General features: G+C 67.9%; 18 protein-coding genes. 13 read left to right on the forward strand and 5 right to left on the reverse strand.

Features of this window, described 5'->3' with window-relative positions:
* Positions 1–182: 182 nt before the first annotated feature.
* From Q8O14_02645 to Q8O14_02660, 4 genes are all read left to right on the forward strand, one after another.
* On the forward strand, positions 183–1,850 hold the full coding sequence (locus tag Q8O14_02645; GenBank protein ID MDP2359640.1) for a sigma-54-dependent Fis family transcriptional regulator: 1,668 nt from the start codon (positions 183–185) through the stop codon (positions 1,848–1,850).
* A gap of 183 nt (positions 1,851–2,033) precedes the next feature.
* The gene (locus Q8O14_02650) at positions 2,034–2,243 is read left to right on the forward strand and encodes a hypothetical protein (GenBank protein ID MDP2359641.1); all 210 of its coding nucleotides are present in this window, start codon (positions 2,034–2,036) and stop codon (positions 2,241–2,243) included.
* Positions 2,230–2,886 carry a nucleotidyl transferase AbiEii/AbiGii toxin family protein gene (locus Q8O14_02655; protein ID MDP2359642.1) on the forward strand — a complete coding sequence of 219 codons (657 nt, stop codon included), beginning with the start codon at positions 2,230–2,232 and terminating at the stop codon, positions 2,884–2,886. The genes Q8O14_02650 and Q8O14_02655 overlap by 14 nt, the downstream gene beginning before the upstream one ends.
* A gap of 91 nt (positions 2,887–2,977) precedes the next feature.
* Positions 2,978–5,203 carry an NADP-dependent isocitrate dehydrogenase gene (locus Q8O14_02660; GenBank protein MDP2359643.1) on the forward strand — a complete coding sequence of 742 codons (2,226 nt, stop codon included), beginning with the start codon at positions 2,978–2,980 and terminating at the stop codon, positions 5,201–5,203.
* 171 nt (positions 5,204–5,374) lie between these two features.
* Here the strand turns inward: Q8O14_02660 and Q8O14_02665 are convergent, their stop codons facing one another.
* On the reverse strand, positions 5,375–5,827 hold the full coding sequence (locus Q8O14_02665; protein MDP2359644.1) for a hypothetical protein: 453 nt from the start codon (positions 5,825–5,827) through the stop codon (positions 5,375–5,377).
* A gap of 226 nt (positions 5,828–6,053) precedes the next feature.
* Here Q8O14_02665 and Q8O14_02670 point away from each other — a divergent pair, with 226 nt between their 5' ends.
* Both Q8O14_02670 and Q8O14_02675 read left to right on the forward strand, forming a co-directional pair.
* On the forward strand, positions 6,054–6,578 hold the full coding sequence (locus Q8O14_02670) for a ferritin family protein (protein MDP2359645.1): 525 nt from the start codon (positions 6,054–6,056) through the stop codon (positions 6,576–6,578).
* A 309-nt stretch (positions 6,579–6,887) separates the two neighbouring features.
* Positions 6,888–8,306 carry a multiheme c-type cytochrome gene (locus Q8O14_02675; GenBank protein ID MDP2359646.1) on the forward strand — a complete coding sequence of 473 codons (1,419 nt, stop codon included), beginning with the start codon at positions 6,888–6,890 and terminating at the stop codon, positions 8,304–8,306.
* 204 nt (positions 8,307–8,510) lie between these two features.
* Here Q8O14_02675 and Q8O14_02680 read toward each other — a convergent pair whose 3' ends face one another.
* Both Q8O14_02680 and Q8O14_02685 read right to left on the reverse strand, forming a co-directional pair.
* Complete coding sequence (locus Q8O14_02680; protein MDP2359647.1) at positions 8,511–9,959, reverse strand: DEAD/DEAH box helicase; 1,449 nt, start codon at positions 9,957–9,959, stop codon at positions 8,511–8,513.
* A gap of 118 nt (positions 9,960–10,077) precedes the next feature.
* The gene (locus Q8O14_02685; GenBank protein MDP2359648.1) at positions 10,078–10,467 is read right to left on the reverse strand and encodes a nitrous oxide-stimulated promoter family protein; all 390 of its coding nucleotides are present in this window, start codon (positions 10,465–10,467) and stop codon (positions 10,078–10,080) included.
* Between the two features lie 158 nt (positions 10,468–10,625).
* Here Q8O14_02685 and Q8O14_02690 point away from each other — a divergent pair, with 158 nt between their 5' ends.
* The 5 genes from Q8O14_02690 (at position 10,626) to Q8O14_02710 (ending at position 16,037) form a co-directional block, all read left to right on the forward strand.
* Entirely contained in the window at positions 10,626–11,348 is a 723-nt protein-coding gene (locus Q8O14_02690) for a Crp/Fnr family transcriptional regulator (GenBank protein MDP2359649.1), read from the forward strand.
* A 117-nt stretch (positions 11,349–11,465) separates the two neighbouring features.
* Positions 11,466–13,652 (forward strand): hypothetical protein, encoded by a 2,187-nt coding sequence (locus Q8O14_02695; GenBank protein ID MDP2359650.1) that lies wholly within the window; start codon positions 11,466–11,468, stop codon positions 13,650–13,652.
* A 64-nt stretch (positions 13,653–13,716) separates the two neighbouring features.
* The gene (ltrA, locus tag Q8O14_02700) at positions 13,717–14,904 is read left to right on the forward strand and encodes a group II intron reverse transcriptase/maturase (GenBank protein ID MDP2359651.1); all 1,188 of its coding nucleotides are present in this window, start codon (positions 13,717–13,719) and stop codon (positions 14,902–14,904) included.
* A gap of 110 nt (positions 14,905–15,014) precedes the next feature.
* The gene (locus tag Q8O14_02705; protein MDP2359652.1) at positions 15,015–15,569 is read left to right on the forward strand and encodes a poly-gamma-glutamate hydrolase family protein; all 555 of its coding nucleotides are present in this window, start codon (positions 15,015–15,017) and stop codon (positions 15,567–15,569) included.
* 132 nt (positions 15,570–15,701) lie between these two features.
* Positions 15,702–16,037 (forward strand): lipocalin family protein, encoded by a 336-nt coding sequence (locus tag Q8O14_02710; protein MDP2359653.1) that lies wholly within the window; start codon positions 15,702–15,704, stop codon positions 16,035–16,037.
* A 463-nt stretch (positions 16,038–16,500) separates the two neighbouring features.
* Here Q8O14_02710 and Q8O14_02715 read toward each other — a convergent pair whose 3' ends face one another.
* Positions 16,501–19,587 (reverse strand): hypothetical protein, encoded by a 3,087-nt coding sequence (locus tag Q8O14_02715; protein MDP2359654.1) that lies wholly within the window; start codon positions 19,585–19,587, stop codon positions 16,501–16,503.
* A gap of 161 nt (positions 19,588–19,748) precedes the next feature.
* Positions 19,749–21,713 (reverse strand): acetate--CoA ligase, encoded by a 1,965-nt coding sequence (acs, locus tag Q8O14_02720; GenBank protein ID MDP2359655.1) that lies wholly within the window; start codon positions 21,711–21,713, stop codon positions 19,749–19,751.
* Between the two features lie 139 nt (positions 21,714–21,852).
* On the opposite strand from acs, the gene Q8O14_02725 reads away from it, so the two are divergent.
* A complete protein-coding gene (locus Q8O14_02725) occupies positions 21,853–22,320 on the forward strand; it encodes a DinB family protein (protein ID MDP2359656.1) in 468 nt (155 codons plus the stop codon).
* A gap of 389 nt (positions 22,321–22,709) precedes the next feature.
* A complete protein-coding gene (locus tag Q8O14_02730) occupies positions 22,710–24,152 on the forward strand; it encodes an alpha-L-fucosidase (protein ID MDP2359657.1) in 1,443 nt (480 codons plus the stop codon).
* The last annotated feature ends 5 nt before the right edge of the window (positions 24,153–24,157 follow it).

Genomic DNA, 24,157 nt, shown 5'->3' on the forward strand with positions numbered 1-24,157 from the left:
TCTTTGCCTTGTTCCAATACCGGTTCAACCGCCGCATGAATCTGGTCTGCCTCATCACCGGCACTCTGCGCCTGGCAGCAAGATCGGCACAGCGACCCCTGAGGACCCTACGACTGGCTGATTCTCCTGCGTAATCGGGAAATGATTTAGCTTCTCCCTCGATTTGGAGAAAGGAAAACGCCATGAGAGTGGAGGACCTGGATCACAAGGAGCTGTTGGAACTGGATCCGGAAGGCGGCATCGTCCGCTTCGCCGGCCAGCGCGCCCTCCTGCTCGACGCCATTGCCATGGGATTGCTGCGCAAGTACTTGGTCGAGAACTTCGGCCTGACCGCGGCGCGCGCCGTGCTCACCCAGTTTGGCTTCGCCCACGGCTGGCGCATGGCGGAGGCGATGAAGACCGTTTTCACGTGGACCAGCGACGAGGATTGGCGGCGGGCCGGTCCGCGCATCCACACGCTGGAAGGTCTCTTCCTGATCGAGGCGGGGAGTGAGGATCCACTCAGCCAGAAGGGCGCCACCCTGCTGGCCTCCTACGAAGCCGAACAGCACCTCCTGCACTTCGGCCGCGCCGACACCGCCGTCTGCTGGACGATCTGCGGCCTGATGAGCGGGTATCTGAGCCGCATCGCCGGGGAGGACGTCTGCGTGCTCGAGGACCGCTGCCTGGGCGCGGGAAAGGCCGCCTGCCACCTGGTGGGCCGGACAAGAAAGGAATGGGGCGAGGAGCACTCCGCCGAGTTGGCCTTCTTTGATTCGGGACGCCTGCGCGAAAGCCTGGACATCTCCCTCCACCGGGTCACCGAGTCCTTGAAGGAAGCCGAGCAGAAGCTGAGTGCCCACCGCCGCGCCTTGAAGCGGGTGGCGCGTGAAGTGTTGGATCCGCCCGGCTTGATCGCCCGCAGCCGGCGCATGCAGGCGGTGGTGGACCTGGCGCGCCGCGTGGCCAAGGTGGACGCCACCGTGCTCATCACCGGCGAAAGCGGAACGGGCAAGGAGCGGATCGCCCGGCTCGTCCACGAGGAATCGGCGCGCGCCTCGGGACCCTTCATCGCCGTCAACTGCGGCGCCATCACAGAAACCCTGCTTGAAAGTGAGCTGTTCGGGCATGCGCGCGGCGCCTTCACGGGAGCCAACACGGAACGTCCCGGCCTCTTCGAGGCGGCCAACAACGGCACCCTGCTTCTGGACGAGGTGGGCGAAGTCTCGCCTGGCATGCAGGTCAAGCTGCTCCGCGTCCTCCAGGAACGGGAGATCCGCCGCGTGGGGGAGAACATCAGCCGCCGCATCGACGTGCGCATCCTGGCCGCCACCAACCGCGACCTCCTGCGCGGCGTGGCCGGCGGCGACTTCCGGCCGGATCTCTATTACCGGCTCAATGTCGTCGAGCTGCAGGTGCCGCCCCTGCGCGACCGCCGGGAGGACATCCTGCCGCTGGCCCGCGTCCTGCTGCTCAGCGCCGCCCGGCGCATGGGACGACACATCACCACCATGGCCCCCCGCGCCGCCGACCAGCTCCTGCGCCATGACTGGCCGGGCAACGTGCGGGAGCTGGAGAACGCCATGGAGCGGGCCGTCGCGCTGGCGCGCGGCCAGCGCATCGAGATGGACGACCTGCCCGAGGAGATCCGCCAGGGCCTGATCCTGCCGGCCGGGGCGGGTGGCGCCGTGCGCACCCTGGACGAGGTGGAGAAGGAGTACATCCTGGCGGCGCTGGAATTGAACGATGGCAACCAGACACGCACCGCCACCCAGCTGCGCATCGGTCCGGCCACGCTCCACCGCAAGCTCAAAAGCTACGGCGCCGTCAAGGGGCGTGGCGGGAAGCGGGAAGGGGCCGGCCCGGCCTGAGGGTGGATCCCGGGCGGCAGTCGCCTTCCCCATGGAGCCCGGCGACCGATCCCGCCAAAGACCGCCCGCCGGCCTGACCCGGCCGTCCATTCACGGCGGACCGGGCACATTCCATACCTTGGGTATCGTCAAGCGGGCGGGCCTGTGACCACCATCTCCCGACTTCCCAGGGATCTGTGGCCGTTGTTCTGGGATTGTGATCCGGAGCAACTGGAGCTGGTGCGGCATGCCACCTTCATCATCGAGCGTCTCATGGTCTACACCACCCCCGCGGCCTACCAGTGGCTGCTTGACACCTACCCGCGCCAGCGGCTGCAAGAGGTGGTCGCGGGCAGCCGGCGCCTGGGCGGACGGGACCGGAATTTCTGGAGGCTGATCCTTGCTGCATCCTGAGGCGCTGACGGTGGAGACGGCCCAGGTGGCCGCTCCCCTGTGTCAGGTCCTGGCCGGGTCCCTTTTCGTCCTGGCGGGGGGCACCGCCCTGGCGCTGCAGCTGGGTCATCGCCTGTCCGTGGACCTGGATTGGTTCTGTCCGCCGTCAGCCTGGCCGCCGGATCTGATGAAGCGCCTTTCCGCCCTGGACCTTCCCCTGGTTCCCATTGCGGAGACAGAGGGCACGGTCCATCTCCTGGTGCAGGGGGTGCGTTGCAGTTTTCTGGCCGTGCCCGTGGAATTCGGTGCGCCCCTGGCACGGCTGCACGGCATGCCATTGGCGACACCGTCCGACATCGGCGCCATGAAGCTTGTGGCGGTCAGCCAACGGGGCGCTCGCAAAGACTTCGTGGACCTGCATGCCTTGCTGGAAAGGGAGGATTTCCCCGCCCTGGCCACCCGACTTTATACTCTTTACACAAGCCCCCCGCCCAATCCCGTGCATGTGGCCAAGTCCCTCGTCTGGTTCGAGGACGCGGAGCGCGATCCCATGCCCAGGTTGCTGGGGGAGCGGCCCTGGCCCGTGATCAAGGCCTGGTTCGAAAAGCGGGCCAAGCTTCACACCGCCTGGTTGCAGCAGGCGGCGTCACAGGCGGAAAGCTGAGGAGCACACCAGACACGACGACGACTGAAGGAAAGGCAGGACGCGCCCGTGCGCCGACGGCAAGGATGGTCCAAGGAGGAAAGACGAAGCAATGGCCCAGGACAAGATCATCTATACCTACACCGACGAAGCCCCCATGCTGGCCACCCACTCGCTGCTGCCCGTCATCCGGGCCTTCACCCGGGCGGCCGGCGTCGAGGTGGAGCTACGCGACATCTCGCTGGCGGGGCGCATTCTCGCCGCCTTCCCCGATCGCTTGACGGAGGCGCAACGCCAAGCCGACCACCTGGCCGAGCTGGGGGAGCTGGCCCAGCGGCCAGAGGCCAACATCATCAAGCTGCCCAACGTGAGCGCCAGCGTGCCGCAGCTCAAGGAGGCCATCCGCGAGCTGTGTTCCCAGGGATACGATCTGCCCGACTACCCCGAGGAGCCGCGCACGGAGGAGGAGCGGGAGCTGAAGGCCCGCTACGCCAAGGTGCTGGGCAGCGCCGTCAACCCCGTCCTGCGCGAGGGCAACAGCGACCGCCGCGTGGCCCGGGTGGTCAAGGATTTCGCTCGCAAGCATCCCCACAAGCTGGGCGCCTGGAGTGCGGACTCCAGGACCCATGTGGCCCACATGACGGGCGGCGATTTCTACGGCAACGAGCAGAGCGTGGTGCTGGAGAAGGCCTGCGTCGTGCGCATCGAGCACGTGGCGGCAGACGGCGCCGTGACGGCGCTGAAGGAAAGGCTGCCCCTGCAGGCCGGGGAGGTGCTGGACGCCACCGTCATGAGCCGCCGCGCCCTGGCCGCCTTCTTCGCCGAGCAGATCGAGGACGCCAGGCGCCAGGGCGTGCTGCTCTCGCTGCACCTCAAAGCCACCATGATGAAGGTGAGCGACCCCATCATGTTCGGCATCTGCGTCGAGGAGTTCTACAAGCCGGTCTTCGCCCGGCACGGCGAAGTGCTCGCCCGTCTGGGCGTGGACCCCGGCAACGGGCTGGGCGACCTCCTTGCCAAACTCAGGCAGTTGCCCGACGAGCAGCGCGCCGCCGTGGAGGCGGACATCCAGGCCGTCTACCCCCAGCGCCCGCCCCTGGCCATGGTCGACAGCGATCGGGGCATCACCAACCTGCATGTGCCCAGCGACATCATCATCGACGCCTCGATGCCGCCCATGATCCGCGACTCGGGCCGGATGTGGGGGCCGGACGGCCAGCTGCACGACACCAAGGCGATGATCCCCGACCGCTGCTACGCCGGCATCTACCAGGCCATGATCGAGGATTGCAAGGCGCACGGGGCCTTCGATGTGGCGACCATGGGCAACGTCGCCAACGTGGGTCTCATGGCGCAGAAGGCGGAGGAGTACGGCTCCCATGACAAGACCTTCCGCCTGGGGGCGGCCGGCGTGGTGCGCGTGGTGGACGAGACCAGCCGGGTGCTGCTGGAGCATGCCGTCGAGGAGGGGGACATCTGGCGGGCCTGCCAGACCAAGGACGCGGCCATCCGCGACTGGGTGCGCCTCGCCGTGGCCCGCGCCCGCGCCACCGGCGCGCCGGCCGTCTTCTGGCTGGACGAGGGGCGCGCCCACGACGCCAACCTGATCCGCCTGGTGCGCGCCTATCTGCCCGGGCACGACACGGCGGGTCTCGAGCTGCCCATCCTCCCCCCCGTCGAGGCGATCAGGTTCTCCATGGCGCGGGCGCGGGCCGGCCAGGACACCATCAGCGTGACGGGCAACGTGCTGCGCGACTACCTGACGGACCTCTTTCCCATCATCGAACTGGGCACCAGCGCCAAGATGCTCTCCATCGTGCCCCTGCTGGCGGGCGGCGGGCTCTATGAGACGGGTGCGGGCGGAAGCGCGCCCAAGCACGTGCAGCAGTTCGTCAAGGAGGGCCATCTGCGCTGGGACAGCCTGGGCGAGTACTTGGCCCTGGCGGTCTCCCTTGAGGATCTGGCCGGCAAGAGCGGCAAGGGGCGGGCCAGGGTGCTGGCGGATGGATTGAACCAGGCGATCGGCCACGTGCTGGAGAACCGCAAGTCGCCCTCCCGCCGTGTCCACGAGCTGGACAACCGCGGCGGCCACTTCTACCTCTCCCATTACTGGGCCCAGGCCCTGGCGGCCCAGGAGCTGGACAAGGACTTGAAGGAACGCTTTGCGCCGGTGGCCGCCACGCTGGCGGAGCGGGAGCCCAGAATCCTGGCCGAGCTGGCCGCGGCGCAGGGCAAGCCCGTGGAGTTGGGCGGCTACTACCACCCGGATCCCGAGCGGACGGCGGCGGCCATGCGTCCCAGCCATCTTTGGAACGAGGTGATCGACGCCCTCGCCTGATCCCTACCCTGACTCATGTGAAGCCGGGTGCCCCTGTGGGTTCCCGGCTTCTTCATGGGTCAAGGAGCGGGTGGACCTGCGCGCCCCTGGCACGTGAAGCGCGGCCGGGCAAGAAGAAGGGGTGTCGGGCAGGACCCGACACCCCTGGCTGCGATCGATGGGAGACAGGGACTAGAGGCCGGCCTGCTTGATCTGCTCGCGGCTGTCGGCCTTGACCGTGTCCTTGGCCTTCTGGGTGGCGGTCGGCGCGGCACAGGCGCCCGGCTTCGTGGCGCAGCCGGAAGCGGCGGCGCCCTGGATGGTGCAGGAACCGTCGGCCTTCACATGGCAGGTGACGGTCTTGCCGTCCACCACGCAGGTCTTGGTTCCGGCGGCCGCGTTCACGGTGCCAGCGGGCATGCTGCAGGAGCCGTCGGCATTGACCGTGCAGGTGACGGTCTTGCCGTCCACGACGCAGGTCTTGGTGCCGGCCACGGCGTTCTCAGCCTGGACGCCGCTCAGGGAGGCCTTTTCGGCCTTGGCTCCCTTGGACGGGCAACAGCCGGCCCCGGCCATGGCAGGCGTGCTTTGCAGGACGGCGAAGACGACCAGACAGCCACCGAGGAGGGCGAAGAGCTTCTTCATGGCGGATTCCTTTCTATGCATGTGGGTTGATGACCGGGTTGAAATTAGGTAAACCGAAGAAACTTTCTCAAGCATTTCTTCGCCGACAACGGGCCGTATACTCGCAAATCCCAGGCATAGTTCCGCATTTGACCATGAAATGCTCGATCCAGCCTCGGCCGGCCGGCATTTATTGTTCTGGCCCGATTGCCTATCATAAGTGGCCATCTAGAAGGAGGAACGGATCATGAGCGGACGGGAGCTGGAATTCAAGACGGTGGAGGATGTCTTCAAATACGCCATCATGGTGGAGAGTCGCGGCCACGAGTTCTACCGGGCCACGGCAGAGAAGACAGCCAACGAGACGGCGCGCCGCTTCTTCGAGGAGTTTGCCAAGGAGGAGTTGGACCACAAGCGCATCTTGGCGGACCTGTACAAGACATGGCGGGACAAGGCCACCTGGGATGAGGAGATCCTGCACAGCGGACGTCCCCACGGCTTCGACATCCATGATCCCATCCTGAGCGAGGCTTTCAAGAAGAGCCTGAGCACCACCCATTTCGACACCACCGCCCTGGACATCGCCATCGTGCTGGAGCGGGAGGCGCGCGATTTCTACACCAAGGCGGCGCAGAAGGTGGAAGACCCCGAGCTGCGCAAGATCCTCACCTGGTTGGCCCAGTTCGAGGACGAGCACTACGACACCATGGTCAAGCTGCACGAGTCGCTGCGGGCCGAATACTGGCACGACAACAACTTTTGGCCGTTCTAGATCCGTCAGAAGCAGGATCATCAGCAGGATCGTCCAGGCCGCCCGTCAGGCGGCCTTCTACATGGAAGCCCGACACACCGGAACGCGGACCATTACCGTCTATTTGTAGAATTTTAACAGCTGAGTCATGGTTCAGATAGATAGTCAGGCCTAGTTCATTGACAATCAGAAGGATAGCCTTGTTAATAAACGAAAATCAAAAGCGATTGGTGTGATAAATTGTTGACATGACAGTTGACTTCCTTGTGACAATGGCGCGACATTTTAGCGTTCGCAGAAAGGCTACCCGATTCCATCAGGAGGTGTGTGATGAAGAAATGGTTGAAGCCGCTACCCGGCATCGTGCTGACCGCCGCATTGATGGTGGGCTGTGCCGGCGATGACGGCGCCGCAGGACCGCAAGGACCGCAGGGGCCCCAGGGTCCGCAAGGACCCCAGGGAGACGCGGGTCAGGATGGCCAGAACTACCAGGCCTGGGCCTGGGTGGGCTCCAACGGCAGCTCGTGTTATGGCTGCCATTCGGGCAAGGTGCAGGATTGGATGGGCACGGGTCATCCCAATGCATTCACCACCCTGGTGACGGCGGGCCAGAGCAACAATCCCTATTGCTTGCAGTGCCACACGGTGGGCTGGGACGCGCCGGTGGCCTTCGGCGACACCACGGTGACGGACCACGGCCTGGACCACAGCGGCTATGACGACTTCTGGCCCGCCCAGAACACTGACGACACCGCCCGTCTGCACGCCCTGGAGGGTGTCCAGTGCGAAAACTGCCACGGCTCCATGGGCCCGGGCATCTATCAGCACAACCCGCAGGTTTCGCTGGCCACTCGGTTTGAGAATGGCCAGTCGTTGTCCCCCTGCGCCTCCTGCCACGGCGAGCAAATGGCGCAGTGGCATGAAGGCGCCCACGGTTCGTATTACGAGCGGACAGGCCACACAGTGGAGGAGTACGCGGCCGAGTGGAACAGGACCGCGTGCTGGGAATGCCACGGCGCCGAGGGCTTCATCTCCAAGTTCGACCCTGACTATGCCGGCATGCTGCCGGGTGCGACCCTGGACTTGGTGGGCTGCGTGGCTTGCCATGACCCGCACAACGCCACCAACACGGCCCAGTTGCGCACTATGGCGGACTTCTCCGTGGTCTATGACGTGGTGCCCGCCACCTTCACCGGCCGCGGCGCCAGCCAGCTCTGCGCCCAGTGCCACCACGCCCGCCGCACGGTGGCCAACGTCAACTCGCAGATCTTCAACAACGGCACCCTCCGCGGTCCGCACGAGAGTCCGCAGATGGACATGATGCTGGGCGCCGGCAGCTATGAGATCCCGGGCTACACCTACACGCGGACGGCCACCCACAACGTGATCCAGAACCCCTGCGTGACCTGCCACATGGAAGTGACCAGCCCGCATGGCTACCCGCTGCATGACCACACCTTCCATGCCACCACCACGGCCTGCACGGGCTGCCATCCTGGCCTGACCAACTTCGATTTCAATGGCGGGCAGACGGCCATCAGCAACCTCATGGGGCAGATCGAGGCCCACTTCGGCGCCACCGGCGACCAGCTCTCCGACACGGTCTGGAATGCCCAGTTGACGGCCCGGGAGCGCGAAGCGGTCTATGCCTACCTCTACGTCAAGAACGACGGCAGCCGGGGCGTCCACAACCCCAACTACGCGCGCACCTTGCTTCAGAACGCCCTGCACTACCTGCAGAATCCCTGAGTCGGGAACTATGACTCCGAACGTCAATGGGGCCGGCTTTGCCGGCCCCATTCTTTGAATGTGTTGCCCTGGTGTTGCCCTGGTGTTGCCCTGGTGTTGCCCTGGTGTTGCCCTGGTGTTGCCCTGGTGACGCCCTGGTGTTGCCCTGGTGTTGCCCTGGTGTTGCCCTGGTGTTGCCCTGGTGTTGCCCTGGTGTTGCCCCGGTCAGCCTTGCGCCGGCCGCCTTCTCCGCCGCTTGGGCCGGGCGCGGGGCGCGTCGCTGGCGCTGGAACCCTGGCGCACGGCGGATTGGCCGGTGACAGGCCGGGACTGGGTGAGGACCGTGACCTTCATCCCCGGCTTGCGCGGGGCGGAGGCGTTGCGGGCGGCCTGGGCGGCCGCCTTCTGGCGCGCCCGTTCCTCCAGGGCGGCCTGGGCTTCCAGGCGCCGCGCCTCTTTCTCCCGTGAGCGCTCCCGCGCCGCCGCCTTCTCGGCCCGGATCTGGGCGATGCGTTCCGCCAGCGGCACTTCCAGCTTCTCGCCGGTCTTGGCCTGGTAGTCGAAGTCCGGCAGGAGGACGCGGGGCAGGCGCTTGCCCACCGCCCCCTCGATGCGGCGCAGGTCGCCCTCCTCCTCGGGGGCGACAAAGGTGAAGGCGTCCCCCGTCGCCTCGGCCCGCGCCGTGCGGCCCACCCGGTGGATGTAGTCCTCCGGCACGACGGGCACGTCGAAATTGACCACGTGGCCCAGTTCGCTGATGTCGATGCCCCGCGCCACGATGTCCGTTGCCACCAGCACCCGCGTCTCCCCTTTCTTGAAGGAGGCCAGGGTGGCCGTGCGCTGGGCCTGGGAGCGGTTGCCGTGGATGCGGTCGGCCACGATGCCGTTGCGGTCGAGGAACTTGGCCAGGCGGTCGGCCCGATGCTTGGTCCGCGTGAAGACAAGGGCTTCCCGCATCACGCCCCGCTTCAGCAGTTCCAGGAAGAGGGCGCCTTTCAACTCCTGGGGTACGGGATAGACGGCCTGGGTGATCCCCACGGCGGGAGCGGCCTGCCGCTGCAGGTTGATCATGGCGGGTCGCTGCAGCATCTCCTGCGCCAGCTTGGCGATGGGAGGCGGCATGGTGGCGGAGAAGAAAAGGGTCTGCCGCCGCGGCGGCAGGTGTTTGAGCACGCGCCGGATGTCGGGCAGGAAACCCATGTCGAGCATGCGGTCGGCCTCGTCCAGGACGAGGAACTCGATGCCGGGCAGGCGGGCGTAGGGTGACTTGAAGTGGTCGAGCAGACGACCCGGCGTGGCCACGATCAGATCGGTGCCACAGCGGAAGGCGTGCTCCTGCGGCCCCATCCCCACCCCGCCGAAGACGGCCGCGCCAGTCACTGGCGTGTGCACTGCCAGGGCGTTGAAATCCTCCAGGATCTGCGCCGCCAGCTCACGGGTCGGCGTGAGGATCAGCGCGCGGGTCGTGCGCCGCGGGCGGTCGATGAGCTGGTGGATGATGGGCAGCAGGAAGGCCGCCGTCTTGCCGCTGCCCGTCATGGCGCAAGCCAGCAGATCGCGTCCGGCCAGGCCGGGGGGAATCGCCTCCGCCTGGATGGGCGTGGGTCGCGTGAAGCCCAGCTCGCGCACGCTTTTGAGCAGGGACGGGTGCAGGGAAAGGGATGTGAAGGTCATGGTCATCCTGATTGATAAAGGCGGAGCCGTCCCTGGTGGCACGGCGCGGTCATCCGTCGAACCGACGGAAAGGTGATGAATGCCAGCCTCCCGCGCCCACGCAGGCGGGCACACGGCCTCAGGCCTCGTCGGCCTCCGCCAGCAGGCGTTGTTGGAAGGTGCCTTCCGGCACCGGACGGCGGGATTCCAGCAGGTGGATGAGGGCCAACATGGGATGTCGCCAGATCATGCGCGGCCCGGCGAAGCGCATCACCCGGCGGATCCGCTCCCGCATGGCCGGCTTGTAACAATGCACGGGACACTTGTTGCAGGCGGGCTTGGCCGCGCCGTAGCGGCAGACCGCCAGCCGCTGGTGGGCGTAGGCCCGCAGCGGATCGCACTCGGCGCAAGGCCCGCTCCGCCCGTCGTGGTGGGCACGGCAGTAGAGCTCGATCATGAGGGCCACCGTCCTCATCTCGCGCCGGATGCGGGGCGGCGGAAGCGGGCTGTCGTGCGTCGGATCATCCATACCACTAAGTGCCACTGTTGCCTGGCCGGGTTGTCATGACATCTTCAAGCATCCCTTGTCGCGTCCTTCCTTCCACATGTACCTTGAGGCCCGTTCTGTCCACAGGTCGCCTTTGCCGCGGAGAGATCGATGGGGAATCGTCCTTGGATCCTGCATACATGAGCGCCGGAACAAGGGAGGGGCAGGTGCTCGACCGGAACGCCGCCGACGGGTGCGCGGCCTGCGCCGGCCCCGGCTCCTTCTTCTCGCCGCTGTCCGACGAGGAACACACCCTAGTCCTGGCCCGCTCGTCCCAGCGGCGCTGCAGGCGGGGCCAGGTCCTCTATTTCCAGGGCGAGGAGCTGACCCATCTCTTCTGCGTGAAGAGCGGCCAGATCAAGCTGCTCAAGACCGATGCCCGGGGCCACGAGACGGTCATCCGCTTCCTCGGTCCCGGCGACGTGACGGGCTTCCGCCCGCTGCTGGCGGGGGAGGCCACGGCGGCGGCGGCGGAGTGCGTCACCGCCGTGGACCTCTGCCTGGTGCCGCGCGCCGTCTTTTTGAAGCTGGCCCTGGAAAGCCGTCCCTTCAGCCGCCATCTGTTGGCTTTGCTCGCCCGTGAGCTGCGGGACTCCGAGGAGCGCTGGGCGGCCCGAGCCGGGGAGACGGCCAGCCGCCGGGTGGCCCGCTTGCTGGGCCAGCTGATGGGTCACGACCGAGCGGCCGGGCCGGGCGGCGTGGTCATCGAGGTGCCCAAGCAGGAGATCGCCCGCGCCGTCGATGTCACGCCTTCCACCCTGTCGCGCATCCTGGGTCGCTTCGCCGAGCGGGGCATTCTGCAGATCGGGACCCGCCGTCTGATCATCCTCGCCCCCGACCGCCTGCCGGACCCCCCGGACTAATTGCTCCAGGGCAAGTCGGAGCTTGCCCGCGGGCATTCCCCCAAAGGCATCGTCTTTCCAAACTGTCAACGTCTTGACATGAAGACGGTTTCCGCAGCGCTGCCCGGAGGAATCCACATGAAGACCTTGCTGTTGCTCCTGCTCGCGGGCGCGCTCGCGGCCCCCGTCCGCGCCCTGCCCGTGCCCACCACCCTGGCTGATTTCGCGCTGCCCGGCTCCCAGCCCGGCCAGTCAGGCACCCTGGAGAATCCCTCCCATTGCGACAACTGCCACGCCAACTATGGGGAGCAGGCGGTGGAGCCTTTCCACAACTGGCGCGGCGGCATGATGGCCCAGGCCATGCGGGACCCGCTTTTCCTGGCCTGCCTCGCCGTCGCCAACCAGGACGCCCCCCAGAGCGGCGACCTCTGCCTGCGCTGCCACACCCCCAAAGGCTGGCTGGAGGGGCGCAGCATCCCCACCGACGGCAGCGCGCTCACCGCCAACGACCGCCAGGGCGTGCAGTGCGCCTTCTGCCACCAGCTGGTCACGCCCACCGCCCTGGGCGTCAATCCCTGGCCGGGGGAGGGCCACTACCTGAGCGGCACCTACCCGCGGGACCAGACCTACCTGGGAACCCTCGCCCAGATCCCGCCGGCCTCCGCCAACGGCATGTACATCGTGGACTCTGATCGGGGCAAGCGCGGCCCCTACTTCGATTCCGTGGCCCGCCACGCCGACTACTACTCGCCCCTGCACAAGGATTCGCGCCTCTGCGGCACCTGCCACGACGTGAGCAACCCCGTCTTTTCCCTCGATCCCGCCACGGGACGCTATCTGCCCAATGCCTTTGGCCAGGCGCCGCCCAGCGCCGACCCCCGTGCGCAGTTCCCCATCGAGCGCACCTTCAGCGAATGGCAGGTGAGCCAGTACAACACGGCGGAAGGCGTCTACGCGCCGCAGTTTGGCGGCAACCTGAGCGTGGTGCGCAGCTGTCAGGATTGCCACATGCGGGATGTCACCGGTCACGGCTGCAGCATGAACAACGCGCCGCTGCGCACGGACCTGCCCCATCACGACATGACGGGCGGCAACACGGTGGTGCCGCTCTGGGTGGCCCAGCACTTCCCCGGAGAAGTGAGCGTGGCGGCCCTGAACGATGGCATCCAGCGCGCGCGCTACATGCTGCAGAACGCCGCCGGGCTCAGCCTGGAGATGGATCTGGACGGTCCCCGGCCCGTGGCCCGCGTGCGCGTCACCAACGAGACCGGTCACAAACTGCCCTCGGGCTATCCTGAAGGCCGCCGCATCTGGCTGAACATCAAAGGCTTCGACAGCGGCAACCAGCTTGTTTACGAGTCGGCCGCCTACGACCCGGCCACCGCCATCCTCTCCCATGACGCGGAGGCCAAGGTCTATGAGATCAAGCCAGGCCTCTCGCCCTTCGTCGCCGGCCTTGTGCAGCAGCCGCCCGGCCCCAGTTTCCACTTCGTGCAGAACGACACCATCTACTTCGACAACCGCATCCCGCCCCGCGGCTTCACCAACAGCGCCTTCCAGGAGATCCAGTCGCCGCCGGTGGGCCACACCTACGCCGACGGCCAGTACTGGGACGACTCGTTCTACGAGCTGCCGCTTGGCGCCGTGCGGGTGGAGGCCGCCCTCTACTACCAGACGGTGAGCCGCGAGTACATCGACTTCCTGCGCGACGAGAACGTCACCAACACGGCCGGACAGCTCGCCTGGAACCTGTGGGACACCCATGGCCGCTCCGCGCCGGAGCTGATGAACAGCGCCGCCACCGCCTTCGTCCTGCCGTCGCCGGAGGCCGCCTCGGCGCCCACGCCGCCCGACGGGGCCACCGATCAGCCGCTGGACGCCCTGCTGGCCTGGGCCTCCGGGGCGCGCGCCACCCGCCACCTGATCCACCTGGGTTGGGAGGAGCCGCTTCCCCTGGTCGGCAGCAGCGAGGAGGCATGGTGGGATCCGGGACCGTTGGCGGCGGACAGGCTCTACCACTGGCGCATCGACGAGGAGGGACCGGGCGGACTCACGCCGGGACCCACGTGGAGCTTCCGCACGGTCGCTCCCCTGGCCGCGCCCGCACCCCTCCTGATCGAGCGCCTGGAGGATGGCCGACTGCGCCTGAGCTGGCCGGCCGTGCCCCAGGCCCAGAGCTATCGCATCTACCGCGCCGATGCGCTGGGACCCAGCCTGCCCCCGCCCCTGCTGGTGGCGGAGGTGACGGACACCCACTGGATCGACCAAGACGCCGTGGCTTTGATTCAACGGGGATTCTATCTGGTCAGGGCAGCCCGACCTTGACGGTCAGGCGGTCCAGGGTGTGGACGGGAGTGCGACGGGATAGGGCGGACGGCCTCACCGCCACATGGACAGTCTTACGAAAGGCGGGTCCGCCCGGGGGACCCGCTTTTTGCGGACGAACTGGGACGCGATCCGGGAGCGCTTGCTGTCGGGCACCTGCCAGCCGTCACCGGTGAAGGAGGCGCTCATCCCGAAAGGCAAGGGCGAGATGCGCCGCTTGGGCATCCCGACCGTGCTGGACCGTTTCATCCAGCAGGCCCTGCTTCAGGTCCTGCAGCCGCTGTTCGACCCGACCTTCTCGCGGCACAGTTACGGCTTTCGTCCAGGGAGAAGCTCGCGCGAGGCGATCCGCGCCGCGCAGCGGCACATCCAGGACGGCAAGCGCTGGGTGGTGGACACGGACCTGGAGACCTTCTTCGACCGGGTCAACCACGACGTGCTGATGGGACGGCTCGCGGCTCGGAATTCGGATCGCCGGGTGTTGGGACTGATTCGCCGCTACTTGAAGGCCGGGCTGCTGTCCGGCGGGGTGGTGGTGGAACGGCACGAAGGCACGCCGCAGGGCGGGCCCTTGTCACCGCTTCTGGCCAATGTGCTGCTGGACGAGGTGGACCGGGAGCTGGAAGGCCGGGGCCACGCCTTCATCCGCTACGCGGACGACTGCAACGTCCATGTGCGAAGCCGTCGGGCCGGGGATCGGGTGATGGGCTGGTTGCGGCGGCTGTTCACGGGACTCCATCTGAAGGTGAACGAGGCCAAGAGCGCGGTGGATCTGGCGACACGCCGCAAGGTGCTGGGTTACAGCTTCTGGCTGGGACCCGGCGGAGTGGTGAAGCGCCGGGTGGCCAAGAAAGCCCAGGACACAGCCCAGGACAAACTGAAGGAGCGGGTGCGTCACACGACGCGGCGCAGGGGAGGGCGGAGTCTGGTCCACGTGGTGCGGGAACTGAGGAGCTACCTGCCGGGATGGAAGGCGTACTACCGTCTGGCAGACACGCCCAAGGTCTTTGCTGCGCTGGATGAGTGGATCCGCCACCGGCTGCGGGCACTGCAACTCAAACACTGGAAGCGGGGCAGGACCACCTTTCGGCAGCTGCGTCAACTGGGACTGTCCCAGGATGAAGCAGCGAGAGTGGCGGCCTGCACACGCAGCTTGTGGAGGAATCCGGCCCTGCTTGCAGGCATGCTCCTGAACAAGGTCCTGCCGATCCGTTTCTTCGACGAGCTGGGGCTACCCCGGCTCGCCACGTGACATCAACCATTTGAACCGCCCGGTGCGGACCCGCATGCCGGGTGGTGTGGCAGGGGATGCCGGGGATTTCCCGGCGCCCCTATGCCGATTGACAGAAGAGGGGAAGGCCGATCGGTAGGCCACTCAACAGCTTCGCCGAACTGAGCGCCGCCTGGCGGGAGGGGACGGACTACCGTCGCTGCTGGCGGAGGCGGAACAGCTCCCTGCTGGTCGTCGCCCCCCACGGTGGGCGCCTGGAGGCGGGCACGGACCGCATCGCCGTCGCCATGGCCGGCGGCCGCCACAGCCTCTACCTCTTCCAGGCCTGTCGTCCCCACGGCAATCCCGACCTGCACCTGGCCAGCGATCGCTTCGACGACCCCCTTTGCCTGGAGCTGGCGGCCACCCACGATTGGGTGCTCACCGTGCATGGCTGCGGCGGCGGGGGCGAGGTGGTCTATCTGGGCGGTCGGGACCTGGTTCTGAAGGAGCGTCTGGCCGCGGCCTGCCGAGGGGTCGGTCTCGAGACGGTCACGGAGGGGCATCCCTGGCCGGGGCGTCGCCGGCTCAACATCTGCAACCGGGGAAGACGTGGCATGGGCGTGCAGGTGGAACTGACCCGGGCCCTGCGCCTGGGAGAGCGGCGGCGCATCCTGGTGCAGGCCTTGCAGGAGGCTTTGCCATGAAGCAAGGGGCGGGGGCATGGCGCGCCCCGGCCGGCCTGCCCAAGGGCGCGACAGCGGTGCGCGGCTTTCAGTTGGACCCCTACCTGGGGGCGGCATGAGATCGCCCGCCGGGACCATTCCTTCGAGCGGGGCCTGAGCCGCGTCAAGGCGGACTATTCCCACGAGGGAGGCCGCATCCGCGTGGTCAACCGCGGCCATGAGGCCGCCTCGGGCCGCTGGAAGGAGGCGGTGGGCAGAGCCAGGCCGGCGGGCGAAGCCGGCGAGGGGCGGCTCCAGATTTCGTTTTTCGGGCCCTTCTGGGGCGCCTGCAACACATCGCCCTTGAAGACGATCATTCAGCGGCACTGGCGTGCGGGCCATCCCGCAAGTGGCTGTGGATCCTGGCCCGTGGCGCCACCCTGGACGAAGGGGTGCGGGGGCGCAATCTGGAGCTGGCCCGCGGCCTGGGCTATCCCGTGGATGAGCTGATCTGGGTGGACCCCAGCCGCTGAGCACCTGGGATCATGAAAAGGCCCCCGCCGTCCGGAGACGACGGGGGCCAGGACATGTCGGGCGTGTCCCGCGAGGGGGCGCCTTGTCCGGGCAGCCGTCCTCGTCCATGTAGCCGTTGAAGGTCTCCGGCTGATCGAGACACTTGTCCAGGTGGTCGGGGATGCCGTCGCCATCGCTGTCGGGACAGCCATCCCACTGGAGGCGGCCCGGCACGGTGGGGCAGGCCTGCACGCAAAGACCCGTTGCAACCTTGTTCTTGGCTGCCGCCTGTTTGTTGACGGACAGATGGCACAGCGTTGCCCGCGGCAGGGTGTCCTGTTCGTGTGACGGCCAATGTGTGGAAACGGCCGACGGGGTCTGCGCGTGTCGGGGGTCACCCTCCCGGGGAGACCGGCCGGGTCCGAATCCGCTCCTGGACCCTCCGGCGGAAGGCGGCGGCTCAGCCGATGATGACGAAGGTCCCGGTCTGGATGGCGCCTTCCCCCTCCGGGGTTTTGTCCTCGACGCTGAAATAGTAGAGGCCGGGTGCCACCTGTTGATAGTTGCGGCTGTTGAGATCCCAGCTTTCCGAGTGGGGGCTGGCCCAGCGCCGGTTGGCGTCGCCCGCCACGTTGTGGGGCAGGATCTGCACCAGGTCGCCCGCCACCGTGTAGATGCGGATGAGGCACTGGCGGGGCAGGTTGATGAAATCCAGGCGCCGGTCCTGCTGCGGCCAGTAATCGGGTGTGTCGTCCCACTGGTTCTCCCAGGACAGTCCGCCGCCGCCGGCGAAACCCTCCATGTAGCGCTGCGTGTAGTCCAGGTCCATGCGGTAGGGGTTGGGCACGACACCGACCTTGCGCGTGGGCAGTCCGCTGGGCGCCAGGCGGACGGCGTTGGCCGTGCGCGCGCTCTCCAGCGGCTCGGTGCCGGTCATGAAGTCGCCGAAATCGTAGGCCGTCACCGCGTACCAGCGGGGGAAGTGGGAGCGCACGGGGGAGAGACGCAGCTCGTAGACCGTGTAATTCTCGGCCGTGGTGAACTCGCCGTCGGCGTTGAGGTCCTCGTAGGGTTCGCCCGCGTCCCAGCGGTGGTTGGCGTTCAGGTCCTGGAAAGGCTCGCCCGGATCCCACCTCTCATTGCCGTTCTGGTCGGCGTAGGGCTCGGGGGCGTTCCAGACCAGGTCCCCGTTCAGGTCGGTGAAGGGCTCGGTCCAGCCATGGGGCCGGCGGATGACCTGCAGGCCGTTGTTGGGACCCACCGCCCAGCGGTTCCACATCTCGTCCGTGCTGTCGGGCGGGGCCTCGTCGAAACCGCGCCGGTCCGGCATGGAGCGCAGGCGGCCGGCCGCGTCATAGTAGGCGTAATTGACCTCGTCCCACTCTCCCAGCAGACCGTAGCGGTTCTCCAGGTTGTCGTTGGCCACCCAGACGCGATAGCCTTCGAAGTCGCGCAGGTGGCTGAAGGGGTCCACATAGCGCTCGGCGTTGTCCTTCCAGCGCAGGATGATCTCGTCGTCCCCCGTCTCCGCCACGATGACGGGCGGCGGCGGCGGGGGCGGTCCCTGGAAGTCGGGGATGCCGTCGCCCCGGTCGAGCACGCCGTTGAGGTTGAGGTGGCCGATGAACCAGTCGCACTCGTCCCGCTCGCCCAGGCTGATGCGGCGACGGCCCCCGGCCCCGTCCTTCACCCAGGCATGGCCGCCGCGGCTGAGTTTGGGGCCGGCCCACACGAAGCCGGAATCCGCCACGAAGTTCTGCAGGCTCCAGAGCAGCTCGTCCTCGCCGGGATCGAGGCGGCCGTTGTTCTCGCTGCCGTCGGCGTCGGGTCCCGTGTACCAGCCCATGAAGTGGCCGAAGTACCAGACCGCCACGCTGTCCTGGTCGGCGGGCAGGATGGCGTATAGCCCGTCGCTGCCGGCGTCCTCCCCGAACCAGCCGTCCCCCGTGTCGAGCACTCCGTCGCCCTCGCCCAGGTCGTTGGTGTCGGGGATGCCGTCCTCGCCGAAATCGAAGACGGGCGTGTCCACCATCTCGTTGTCGTAGATGCGCTGGGCCCACAGGGCGCTGTTCTCCAGGCCGCGGAAGTTGTAGCGGGAGGGGTCGAGCGGGCCTTCGGGCTGCTGGGGTTGGTTGACGTCGTGAAGGTTGAGCCCCGCCACCAGGGCGACGGTGAAGCTGAACTTCTCCCCGGGATTGAGCCGGTAGATCCAGCGGCCGGTGTTGTCCACATGGTCGAAGACGCCCATCGGTCCCCAGCTGATCAGGTAGCGCGTGTCGTAGCCGTTGGCCACGTCGGCGGCGTTGACGCCGCTCTCGCTTGGATCCTGCCACTCCTCGCGGCGCAGCAGGTTGCCGGTGGCGCCGAGGAAGTCCTGGGGGTGGGCGGCGATCCAGGCGGGATCGTCCACGTGCCACTGGTTGTAGTCGAACTCCCCATTGGAGAGGATGAAGTACTTCTCGCGGTCGCCCAGGGGCGTGCCGCGCAGCAGGCTCCAGGCTCCGTCGGGATTGCCTGTCCAGCTGCGCCAGGCGGGACCGTAGTCCTGCTCGGGACTGAGCGAGGAGGTCCACCAGTTGAAGGAGGTGCGCAGCTTGGGATTGGGGCTGCGCAGGACGCGGAAGCCCGTGACATGGGGGGCCGTGAACTGGTTGCCCACGTCCACGTCCGCGTCGCGGCCGTCGTTGTCGGCGATCCAGGCCGTGTTGACGGCGATCCACTCGCCCCGGGCGCTGTCGTAGGCCTGCTCGATGAAGCCGGCGATGTCGTCCAGGTTCTTCTCGCTGTAACCGCGCCGCCCCACGTCGCCATCGACGTAGAGTCCGATGTAGAGGTTCTTCAGGTAGCGCTCGGCGATGTTCTCCACCTCGTAATCGATGATGATGGTGCGGCTGGCGTACTCGTAGCTCCACGAGTAGCTCTTCTGCGTGATGCGGATGCCCAGCGGCTTGTGCACCACGCCCCCCACCGGCGGCGTGAGCTGGCTGTCCACCAGCGTGTCGGAGTAAACGGCGATGAAGTCCTGCTCGCTGACCGCCAGCTCGCTGGTGACGTAGTCCCCCAGGCCGTTGTAGGCGCTGGAGCGGGTGGAGCGCTCCGCGATGGGCGTGCGGTCGTCCGGGTAGAACTCGTGGGCCTCCCCCGCCACGTAGCCGTCCGCCCCGGTGGAGACGCGGGGGTCCACCAGGCCGCTCTCCTCGACGATGAGGGCGCCCACCCAGAGGCCGGCGGCGAAGAGGTACTGCACGCGGCTGCCGCCCGGCACCTCGCACTGGGGGGCCCAGTCCAGCACCTCGGCGTCGGTGTAGGCGTCCGTGTCGTAGTCGTTGAAGTTGCCCAGCCAGCCCCAGTTGTTCACGGTCAGCCAGATGGTGCCGAAGCGGTGGGTGCGGTTGTCGAGCCAGGGGAGGGCGTCCACCTGGGCGCCCTTGTGGACCGTCCCATCCTTGATCAGGTAGTCCGCCCCGGCGTGGCGGGGCAGGGCCAGCAAGGCGGCCAGGAAGAGGACCAGGCCGGCGGCGGCGGCAAACGGGCGGGAACGGGACATGGAACCTCCCGGGTGTGACAGGCTGCTCCAAGGTAGGAAGGCCGGGGACGAGGGTGCGGCCACCCGGACGGACCCCGGCCAGGCATGAAGGGATGGATCGTCTTGCCGGAGCCGGCCAAGGTGGGCCGGCCGCCCTGCCGCCTCCCGTTCCGCGGCGGGACTCAGGCCCCCCGGCCGCGATGGGCCTCGATGATGCGCTCCACCACTCCCGGATCGGCCAGGGTGCTCAGGTTGCCCAGGTCCACGTACTCGCCCTCGCCGATCTTGCGCAGGATGCGCCGCATGATCTTGCCCGATCGTGTCTTGGGCAGGCCTTCCACATAAAGGAACCCGTCCGGCGCGGCGAAGGGGCCGATGTCGCGCCGCACCTCCTCGCGCAGGGCGCCGGCCAGCTCCTCCTCCGTCATTCCCTCCGCCTCGCGCTTGAGCACGACGTAGGCGAAGATGCCCGTCCCCTTGATCTCGTGGGGGACGCCCACCACCGCCGCCTCGGCCACCAGCGGGTTGGCGGCCAGGGCGCTCTCCACCTCGGCCGTGCCGATGCGGTGGCCGCTCACGTTGATCACGTCGTCCACCCGCCCGGTGATCCAGTAGTAGCCGTCCTCGTCGCGCCGGCAGCCGTCCCCCGTGAAGTAGTAGCCGGCGAAGGTCGTGTAGTAGGTGTCCTGGTAGCGCCGATGGTCGCCGAAGACGGTGCGGGCCATGCCCGGCCAAGGCTGGCGCAGGCAGAGGCGCCCGCTCACGCCGTTGCCCTTCTGTTCGACGCCCTGCTCGTCCACAATGACGGGATCCACCCCGGGCAGGGGCAGGGTGGCGGAGCCGGGCTTCATGTCCGTGATGCCGGCCAGCGGGCTGATCATGATGCCGCCCGTCTCCGTCTGCCACCAGGTGTCCACCACCGGGCAGCGGCCCTCGCCCACCACCTCGTGGTACCATTTCCAGGAGTCGGGATTGATCGGCTCGCCCACCGTGCCCAGCACGCGCAGGCTGCTGCGGTCGTGGCGGCGCACCCAGTCGGCTCCTTCCCGGGCGATGGCGCGGATGGCGGTGGGAGCCGTGTAGAAGACGTTGATCTTGAGGCGCTCCACCATCTCCCAATAGCGTCCGGGATCGGGGTAGAGCGGCGTCGATTCGAAGAGGACGGTGGTGGCCCCGTTGCAGAGCGGGCCGTAGACGACGTAGCTGTGACCGGTGATCCAGCCGATGTCCGCCACGCAGGCATAGACCTCCCCGGGCTGGTAGTCGAAGACAAGGCGGTGGGTGAGGCTGGCGTGGAGCAGGTAGCCGGCCTGGGTGTGGAGCAGGCCCTTGGGCTTGCCCGTGGAGCCCGAGGTGTAGAGGATGAAGAGAGGGTCCTCGGCCGCCATCCACTCGGTGGGACAAACGCGGCGTTCCCGTTCCATCGCCTCGTGCAGCCACTGGTCGCGGCCGGGGACCATGGGCGTCTCCGCCTCCGTCCGCCGCGCCACGAGGACGGTGTGGATCTGATTGAGGCCCTGGACGGCCTTGTCGGCGATGGCCTTGAGCGGGATGGCGCGCCCGCCCCGCATCCCCTCGTTGGCCGTGACCAGCACCCTGGCGCCGCTGTCCACGATGCGGTCGCGCAGCGCCTCCGCCGAGAAGCCGGCGAAGACCACGCTGTGCACGGCGCCGATGCGGGCACAGGCCAGCATGGTGTAGGCCAGCGCCGGGATCATGGGCAGGTAGAGCACGACGCGGTCGCCCTTCACCACGCCCGCGCTCTTCAGCACGTTGGCGATGCGGCAGACCTCGTGCTTCAGCTCGCGGTAGCTGATCACTTGGTGCCGGCCCGGCTCGTCCGGCTCCCAGATGATGGCCGGCTGATCGGCCCGCTCGGCCAGGTGGCGATCCACGCAGTTGAAGCTGACGTTGAGCCGTCCGCCCGAGAACCAGCCCACGTCGCCCTCAGGGAAGGAGCTGTCCAGCACGTTGACCCATTTGTGGAACCAGCTGAGGCTCTCGGCCTGCTCGGCCCAGAAGCTCTCCGGGTCGCGGATGCTGCGGGCGTAGAGCTCGCGGTAGTGCTCGAAGTCCTTCAGGTGGGAGTGGCGGCCGTGCGGCATCACGGCCGGCACGATCTCCCCCGTGCGGGGCGGGTGTTGCATGGTGGCTTCCTTGTGGCTGGACCCTTTGTGCGTGGCACCGCCGGGGCGGGCCGGACAGGCGCAAAATAGGAATCAGCACTGCCGGCGACAGGCGGCGGGCAGCCCCTTGTTATCTTGTCCTCAAACATGGGAGGACCATATGATCACCGAGAGCTTCGTCCCCGGACTGGAGAGCCAGCGCGCCTTCTTCCTCAAGTCCCTGTCCTGCCTGAGCGAGGGTGACTCCGCCTTCGCCCCCGTCCCCGGCATGCTGTCGGTGGCGCGCCAGGTGGCCCACGCCGCCCACACGGTGGACTGGTTCGTGAAGGGGGCCTTTTCCCCCACCGGCCTGAGCGAGGATTGGGAGGCCCAAGCTGCCCGCGAGGCAGCCGTGCCCGGGCTGGAGGAGGCGCTGGCCTGGTTCAACGCCGCCTACGACCGCGCCGTGGCGGCGGTGCGCGGGCACGACTGGGACGAGTGGCAGCAACCCATCGCCCCCGGCATCATGGGCGGGGCGCCGCGCACGGCCATCTTCAGCGGCATGGCCGACCACACGGCCCACCACCGCGGCAGCCTGGCGGTCTACGCCCGCCTGCTGGGCAAGACGCCCGAGATGCCCTACATGTAGAGCCAGACGGGCGGTAGCAATCGCCCAGCCGCGGTTGGCCGTTCCGGCTTGCCCCCGCTCCGGCGCTTTCCGTACTTGGTCCAGCAGCCTGTCGGACTTGGCCACTTGGCGGTCTTCATCGCCCCAATCGGTCCGGATTTTCCGCAAGTTTCTTGAACAGACCACCAGTATGCTCTGCGAAACGTCCGAAAAACCGGCCTCGATTTGAGCGCGAATCCCATCCAAGGCCCAAGCCCGACAGGCTGCCAGCGTCGACCGCATCGTCCCTGCCGGACTGAGGCGGCGGTCAATCCAAGGCGCCGCCCCTGGCCTGGCCGGGCCAGGGGCGGCAGCCGCCCGCCCTGGATCGACGGAGGCTTGATCTTGCACCCGGAACCAAGGAGCACGCCATGTCCCCTGCCCTGCCCTCCCCTGGCCGCATCCTCATGCTGACCCTGCTGCTGGCGCTGCCCGGCCTCGCCCGGTCCGGGGGGGAGCCCGCCGCGCGGCCCCATCCCGATCCCCTCGTCCAGCGGAAGCTGGATTGGTTCCAGGACCAGAAACTGGGCCTGCTGATGCACTGGGGCACCTACAGCCAGTGGGGCGTGGTGGAGAGCTGGAGCATCTGCCCGGAGGACGAGGACTGGACCCGGCGGCGCGGCCCCCATGCCCACAGCTACACGGAGTACGTGGCGGCCTACGAGGCCCTCAAGGCCACCTTCAATCCGCTCAAGTTCGACCCGGCGGCCTGGGCGGCGGCGGCGCGGGGGGCGGGCATGCGTTACGTGGTCTTCACCACCAAGCACCACGACGGCTTCTGCCTCTTCGACACCCGGGAGACGGACTACAAGGTGACGGACCCCGGCTGCCCCTTCAGCCGGGTCCCGCGGGCCAACGTGGCCCGGGAGGTCTTCACCGCCTTCCGCCGGGAGGGGCTGGGCACCGGCGCCTACTTCTCCAAGGCCGACTGGCATTGCCCCGACTACTGGTGGCCCTATTTCCCGCCCTTCGACCGCAACGTGAACTACGACATCACGCGCTACCCGGAGAAGTGGGAGGCCTTCAAGACCTTCACGCGGAACCAGATCCGGGAGCTGATGAGCGACTACGGCCCCATGGACATCCTCTGGCTGGACGGCGGCTGGGTGCAGCCCATGACCGCCACCTCGCCGCGCTGGGGCAAGGCGCCCAGCCACCAGGACATCGACATGGCGGGCATCGCGGCCATGGCCCGCGCCTTGCAGCCGGGCCTCATCATTGTGGACCGGGCGGTGGAAGGCGACCATCAGGATTACCACACCCCCGAGCAGGAGGTGCCGGAACAGCCGCTGGACGCCGTGTGGGAGAGCTGCATCACCCTGGGCACCTCCTGGAGCTGGGTGCCCGACGACGACTACAAGTCCGCCGAGCGTCTGGTCCACCTGCTGGTGGACATCGTGGCCAAGGGCGGCAACCTGCTGCTCAACGTGGGACCCAGCCCGCAGGGCGAATGGCCGGACGAGGCCCTCGCCCGCCTGGCCGAGCTGGGCGCCTGGCTGGAGGTGAACGGCGCGGCCATCCACGGCACGCGCGCCGTGGCGCCCTACAAGGAGGGCCGTGTCTGTTACACGCGCTCGCCGGATGGCGTGGTCAACGCCATCCTGCTGGCCTCGGCCGCGGAGCCGGAGCTGCCGGCCACCCTGCACCTCCCCGCTTTCGTGCCTGGGAGTGGCCAGGCTGTGCGCCTGCTGGGCGTGGAGGAGGAACTGCGCTGGGAGCCGGAGGGGGCGGGCTGCCGCATCCACGTGCCGGAGGCCGTGCGCCGGCACCCGCCCTGTCGGCACGCCTGGTCCTTCCAACTGGCCGTCGAATAGGGCGG

The organism is bacterium (assembly GCA_030685015.1).
Classification (GTDB): domain Bacteria; phylum CAIWAD01; class CAIWAD01; order CAIWAD01; family CAIWAD01; genus CAIWAD01.

Coding starts and splice junctions, on each gene's coding strand:
- Q8O14_02645 (MDP2359640.1), top strand. CDS start 183: ATGAGAGTGGAGGACCTGGATCACAAGGAGCTGTTGGAACTGGATCCG.
- Q8O14_02660 (MDP2359643.1), top strand. CDS start 2,978: ATGGCCCAGGACAAGATCATCTATACCTACACCGACGAAGCCCCCATG.
- Q8O14_02665 (MDP2359644.1), bottom strand. CDS start 5,827: ATGAAGAAGCTCTTCGCCCTCCTCGGTGGCTGTCTGGTCGTCTTCGCC.
- Q8O14_02670 (MDP2359645.1), top strand. CDS start 6,054: ATGAGCGGACGGGAGCTGGAATTCAAGACGGTGGAGGATGTCTTCAAA.
- Q8O14_02675 (MDP2359646.1), top strand. CDS start 6,888: ATGAAGAAATGGTTGAAGCCGCTACCCGGCATCGTGCTGACCGCCGCA.
- Q8O14_02680 (MDP2359647.1), bottom strand. CDS start 9,959: ATGACCTTCACATCCCTTTCCCTGCACCCGTCCCTGCTCAAAAGCGTG.
- Q8O14_02685 (MDP2359648.1), bottom strand. CDS start 10,467: ATGGATGATCCGACGCACGACAGCCCGCTTCCGCCGCCCCGCATCCGG.
- Q8O14_02690 (MDP2359649.1), top strand. CDS start 10,626: ATGAGCGCCGGAACAAGGGAGGGGCAGGTGCTCGACCGGAACGCCGCC.
- Q8O14_02695 (MDP2359650.1), top strand. CDS start 11,466: ATGAAGACCTTGCTGTTGCTCCTGCTCGCGGGCGCGCTCGCGGCCCCC.
- ltrA (MDP2359651.1), top strand. CDS start 13,717: ATGGACAGTCTTACGAAAGGCGGGTCCGCCCGGGGGACCCGCTTTTTG.
- Q8O14_02715 (MDP2359654.1), bottom strand. CDS start 19,587: ATGTCCCGTTCCCGCCCGTTTGCCGCCGCCGCCGGCCTGGTCCTCTTC.
- acs (MDP2359655.1), bottom strand. CDS start 21,713: ATGCAACACCCGCCCCGCACGGGGGAGATCGTGCCGGCCGTGATGCCG.
- Q8O14_02725 (MDP2359656.1), top strand. CDS start 21,853: ATGATCACCGAGAGCTTCGTCCCCGGACTGGAGAGCCAGCGCGCCTTC.
- Q8O14_02730 (MDP2359657.1), top strand. CDS start 22,710: ATGTCCCCTGCCCTGCCCTCCCCTGGCCGCATCCTCATGCTGACCCTG.